Source organism: Endozoicomonas ascidiicola, assembly GCF_001646945.1.
Classification (GTDB): domain Bacteria; phylum Pseudomonadota; class Gammaproteobacteria; order Pseudomonadales; family Endozoicomonadaceae; genus Endozoicomonas; species Endozoicomonas ascidiicola.
Genome location: NZ_LUTV01000007.1, coordinates 6173 through 12133, shown reverse-complemented (window position 1 = coordinate 12133; position 5961 = coordinate 6173). Strand labels below are relative to the sequence as shown.

The 5961-nt window shown below is 48.2% G+C and carries 3 protein-coding genes, 1 tRNA gene and 1 pseudogene; all 5 read right to left on the bottom strand.

Translation table 11 applies throughout. From position 1 onward, the window contains the following. Nucleotides 1-110: 110 nt before the first annotated feature. Nucleotides 111-203, bottom strand: a tRNA-Ser gene (locus AKL11_RS19245). Between the two features lie 341 nt (nt 204-544). After that, nucleotides 545-709 (bottom strand): annotated as a pseudogene (gene csrA, locus AKL11_RS19240) (carbon storage regulator CsrA); the annotation flags it as partial. Nucleotides 710-1111: 402 nt separating this feature from the next. Next, nucleotides 1112-2347 (bottom strand): aspartate kinase, encoded by a 1236-nt coding sequence (locus AKL11_RS19235; RefSeq protein ID WP_067520665.1) that lies wholly within the window; start codon nt 2345-2347, stop codon nt 1112-1114. 186 nt (nt 2348-2533) lie between these two features. Then, a complete protein-coding gene (alaS, locus tag AKL11_RS19230; protein WP_067520662.1) occupies nt 2534-5155 on the bottom strand; it encodes an alanine--tRNA ligase in 2622 nt (873 codons plus the stop codon). Between the two features lie 111 nt (nt 5156-5266). Next, nucleotides 5267-5866 carry an ISL3 family transposase gene (locus tag AKL11_RS19225; RefSeq protein WP_067520658.1) on the bottom strand — a complete coding sequence of 200 codons (600 nt, stop codon included), beginning with the start codon at nt 5864-5866 and terminating at the stop codon, nt 5267-5269. Between the last annotated feature and the right edge of the window lie 95 nt (nt 5867-5961).

Below are 5961 nucleotides of genomic sequence, written 5' to 3'. Positions count from 1 at the left end.
AAATAATAATAATTCCCTGAAATAAAATGGACACATTTTGGACACATAGTTATCTGGGACTTTAGACAGGAAATAAAAGGCTGAAACTTCAACAACTTAGCGGGATTTTATGGCGGTGAGGGAGGGATTCGAACCCTCGATACGGCTACAAACCGTATACTCCCTTAGCAGGGGAGCGCCTTCAGCCTCTCGGCCACCTCACCGGGAACGAGAGCTATATTACCTTGAACACCTTGAAATGCAAGTGTTTTTTGATCAATAAAACCGCTTCTGGCTTAGCATCAGAGGATAAAAAATCTATTGATTCCAGTTCTCATAAAACCACACGAGAACCTAAGTAAAGCAAATGCTTGGAGGGACATAACCAAACGAGAACCCAACCATAGAGGCTCTCGTTTCAGTCATGATACTGGAAAGATTTCTGAAAGCTTAATAAGCGACGACGGAAGGATAATCAGTAGGATTCGTAAGACTCAGATTCAGATTCGTAGCCAGACTCATAGTCACCTTCTTCGTAACTTTGACTGCCACCTTTCTTATACTCTTTCTCTTTCTGAATTCTCTGGTAAATCTCTTCACGATGCACAGCAACTTCTTTTGGTGCGTTAACACCAATACGTACCTGATTGCCCTTAACACCCAGAACGGTGACAGTGACTTCGTCCCCGACCATTAAGGTCTCTCCTACGCGGCGAGTCAGAATCAGCATTACAATCTCCTTATTTACATCTCTGTTAAGTCAACAACCGTCAATTCTGAGCACGCTGGTGCATTGTTTTGGAATGCTGATGAAAAACAGGCTTTAAAAAACAAGTCTCTCAGGTGCGAATATACGACACCAACCCCAGTACAGACACATCAAATTCATAAACCGACGAAGCCAGTTTGAAGATATGAAGTATATGTCAGCTCAACCGTTCATGCTTAAGAATTATTCAGCAAACCCAGTCTAGTCGTCAAACTACAGATTTCCATTCGTATTTTTACCTTATGGAAACCCGGTCACAACCTATAACTTAGCCTCAGGCAGTAACCAATAGCTGGCAACTGCCTGAACCAAATCCTCTGTCCGAAGACATCATAACAGATCTAGCGCACTTACTACTTAGACCTACTTATCTTCAATTGGTTCCCTATCCAGTTCAAAAGCAGAGTGAAGCGCACGCACCGCCAGCTCCAGATACTTCTCAGCGATGATGACCGACACTTTGATTTCCGATGTGGAAATGATCTGAATATTGATACCTTCAGCAGCCAGTGCTTCAAACATCTGGGAAGCCACACCGGCATGAGAGCGCATACCTACGCCAACAATGGAGACTTTGGCAATCTTCATATCACCATCGTATTCACGAGCTTCCAGCTCTTCAACGATCTGCTCAACCACCTCAATGGTGCGATCGTAGTCATTACGATGCACGGTGAAGGTGAAATCCGTGGTTTTATCATCCGATACGTTCTGGACGATCATATCCACTTCAATATTGGCCCGACTGATCGGCCCAAGAATCCGGGAGGCTACTCCGGGAATATCCGGTACACCCTTAATCGTTAGCTTGGCTTCATCTCGATTGAATGCAATGCCGGATACGACCGGTGATTCCATGTTGCAACCCTCATCCAGTGTTATTAGTGTTCCAGGGCCATCCTGGAATGTATGGAGAACTCTCAGGTTAACATTGTATTTGCCAGCAAATTCCACCGCCCTGATCTGCAGGACTTTGGAGCCAAGGCTGGCCATTTCAAGCATTTCTTCAAACGTAATCTGATCCAGACGACGGGCACCTTCAACCACTCTCGGGTCGGTGGTGTAAACACCATCCACATCGGTATAGATCTGGCATTCATCCGCCTCAAGGGCTGCAGCAAGAGCAACCGCTGTCGTGTCAGAGCCGCCACGCCCAAGAGTAGTGATATTGCCCTCTTCGTCCCGCCCTTGAAAACCGGCAACCACTACAACACGACCCAATTCCAGATCTTTGCGGATATTTTCGGTTTCAATGCGTTGGATACGAGCTTTGTTATGAACGGAGTCCGTGACGATCGCCACCTGACTGCCGGTATAAGAAGTGGCCGGACATCCACGCTCATTCAGCGCCATGCTCAGCAAACCAATGGTGACCTGTTCGCCCGTAGACAGAATGACATCCATTTCTCTGGGCGTCGGCTGAGCCTGCATGCTGTGAGCCAGCTCCACCAGCCGGTTAGTCTCGCCACTCATGGCAGACACCACCACGACAATGTCGTGCCCCTGCTCACGAAAACCCTTAACCTTGTCAGCAACGCCTTGAATGCGTTCAACTGTACCAACGGATGTTCCGCCAAATTTCTGTACTATAAGCGCCATTTTATTCGTTCTACTTCAATCAGCCATGACCAGAATTTCACTTGAATGACGGCAGAATGTACCACGAAATCATCAGCCGTTGTATGCCCTGAAACAAGAAAAGCGGGGCGCTCCTGATAAAGCGCCCCGTTTTTGAGCATTATTTACCAAACCTGTCAGCATTACTGACACAATGGCAAGCAGTGCTTACAGTTTTTCTTCCAGCCACCCGGTAATAGAAGCAAGAGCTTTGCCGAGGTTTTCTGGCTGAGAGCCACCACCCTGAGCAAAGTCAGGACGGCCACCGCCTTTACCACCCAACTGCTCAGCAACCATCTTCAACAGATCGCCCGCTTTTACATTGCCAGTCAGGTCTTTGGTGACACCGGCAGCCAGAGGCACTTTGCCATCCGCCTTCGTCGCGAGGAAGACAACACCGGAACCCAGCTTGTTTTTCAGCTGATCCACCATATCTCTGAGGGATTTTGGATCGATACCTTCCAGCTCTGCCGCCAGCAGTTTAACGCCTTTTACTTCGATAGTCTGAGACACCAGATCCGCACTGCCAGCACTGGCCAGTTTCTGCTTCAGCTGATGCATCTCTTTTTCGAGACTTCGGCTCTGTTCAACCAGCGCCTGAAGTTTGGATTCCAACGTTTCAGGCTTGGCTTTCAGCGTACGACAAGCATTGGTCAAATCAGCAAAACGCGCCTGAACAAACGCTTCAGCACCGCCACCTGTCACCGCTTCGATTCGACGAACACCGGCAGCAATGCCGCTTTCTGCCACAATGCGGAAAGAACCGATATCACCAGTACGATTGGCGTGAATACCACCACAAAGCTCCACGGAGAAACCATCAGCGCCCATGGTGAGAACACGCACTTCATCGGTATATTTCTCACCAAACAGCGCCATAGCACCTTTAGCAATGGCCGCATCCATATCCATCAGTTCGGTTTGAACCGGCGTATTGGCACGAACCTGTTCGTTAACGATGCTTTCGATTGCTTTCAGTTCTTCAGGCTTAACCGCTTCCAGGTGAGAGAAGTCAAAACGCAGACGCTCAGGATTAACCAGAGAGCCTTTCTGAGTCACATGCTCACCGAGCACTTGACGCAGCGCAGCGTGCAGTAAGTGGGTTGCCGAGTGATTTAAAGACGTCGCATGACGCTTGTCCGCATCAATACTGGCAGAGACTTCTTCACCTGCTTTCAGCTCACCAGACACCACTTCCACCTGATGCAGGTGATGACCGCCCTGCTTCTGAGTATCAACAACCCGCAAAGAGCCAGTAGCAAAGTTCAGTAATCCAGTGTCGCCTACCTGGCCACCGGACTCGCCATAAAACGGTGTTTGTTCTAAAACAACTGTCGCCTGCTGACCTTCACTGATCAACTCAACTGGCTTGCCTTCTACAAACAACGCATGAACTTTGGCTTGCCCAGCGGTATTTTCATAACCGGTGAACTCGGTAGCGCCTTCAATGACCAACTGATCATTGTAGTTTGCACCAAATTTGCTGGAGGCGCGGGCGCGTTCACGCTGAGCTTCCAGGGCTTTTTCAAAACCTTCGATATCTACTTTGAGATCCCGCTCACGGGCAATATCTTCCGTGAGGTCAACAGGAAATCCATAAGTGTCATACAGGGTGAATACTGTCTCGCCGGAAATCACATCACCGTTCATAGAGGCAATGCTTTCTTCCAACAGTTTCATCCCTTTATCCAGAGTGCGGGTGAACTGTTCTTCTTCCTGAAGCAGCACTTTCTCAATCTGAGACTGATTCTTTGCCAAGTCGGGATAGGCTTCGCCCATGGTTTTCACCAGAGAGGTTACCAACTTATAGAAGAAGGAATCGTTCGCGCCCAGCTTATGGCCATGACGGCAGGCACGACGAATTATACGACGCAGGGTATAACCACGACCTTCATTGGAAGGCATCACGCCATCGCTGATCAGGAAGCTGCAGGACCGGATATGGTCCGCAATCACACGCAGAGAAGCTTCTGTCGTAGCAACGCCACCTAATACTTCTGAAGCATCATTCAACAGAGATTGAAACAGATCGATCTCATAGTTGCTGTTCACGTGCTGCATCACTGCAGCAACTCGCTCCAGCCCCATACCAGTATCAACGGAAGGCTTGGGCAGCGGCAGCATTTCACCGTCGGCCTGACGGTTATACTGCATAAATACGATATTCCAGATCTCGATAAAACGATCACCGTCTTCTTCCGGCGTGCCCGGACGGCCACCCCAGATATGATCGCCATGATCAAAGAAAATCTCGGAGCAAGGACCACAAGGCCCAGTGTCGCCCATCTGCCAGAAGTTATCAGATGCGTAAGGTGCGCCTTTGTTGTCACCAATGCGGATAATGTCGTCTGCTGCAATCCCGATATCGTTTAACCAGATATCGTAAGCTTCATTGTCAGATTCATAAATCGTGACGCACAAACGCTCTTTTGGCAGACCAAGGGTGCCGGTCAGAAAGTTCCAGGCAAAATGAATGGCGTCTTTTTTAAAGTAATCACCAAAACTGAAGTTGCCCAGCATCTCAAAAAAGGTGTGATGGCGCGCGGTGTAACCGACGTTATCCAGATCGTTATGCTTACCACCGGCACGAACGCACTTCTGGGAAGTGGTGGCACGTTTGTAATCCCGCTGTTCACGGCCCAGGAAAGTGTCTTTAAACTGGTTCATCCCGGCATTTGTAAACAACAACGTCGGGTCGTCATGGGGCACCAGAGAGCTACTGGCAACCACTTCATGGCCATTTTCCCTGAAGTATTCAAGAAATGCTGAACGTATTTCGCTTGTCTTCATATAAAGTTCCCGCCGGGGAAGCGTCTTATCAATTGGCAAAACGGGGATTATATAGTATCGGTCATAAAAAATGAGCCTCACCAGAGGCCAATGGCTAATTTTTCTGCCTCGTCAGTAAAATCTGTGGGCAATTTCTGGTTCAGGTAGCTTGCCAAGTGCATGGTATAACGCAATTTCCGCGCATCTGTAGGTTCTGAAACCGTAAGATTTTCTCGTAGTGAGTTTTATCTTGGTGTTCAGACCCTCAACTATACCGCTTGAATACGCCTTTTTAGCTCTGAACCAATTCAGGATAAGTGGTCTGTGTCGTCGAACTGTTTTGGCAACCTTCTTCATCGGTTCTAACTTTGATCTCATCACTCTTTTACACCAACGATCCAGATATTTTCCAGCCCAATGTGGCGACACGTAATCCCAGAACACCTGAAACTCTTCCTTAAGCAGGTACGCTCTGACACTTTTGAGGTTGTATTGCAGCACTGTGCTTAACTTGACTTCTTCTTTCTCAGTCAGGTTCTCTTTCCGCTTCAGAAGGCACCAGCGAGACTTTTTCAAAACAGGCTCATAACCGTCAGCCTGAAGCTGTTTGTGCTCCGAAGCCCTGACTTCATCGATGGCTTTATTTAACATCGCCACGATGTGAAAACGATCAAGAATATGCAGAGCTTGCCCCGCAAATTCCGCAATAGCCTTCACATAAGGCTTCCACATACACTGCTGTCCGGTTAAAAATCTGGGGAAGAACTGAAGTGCTTGTCTCTGTTGATCTACGGTAAAATAGCGGTTGTCGAGACAGCTATTTTACA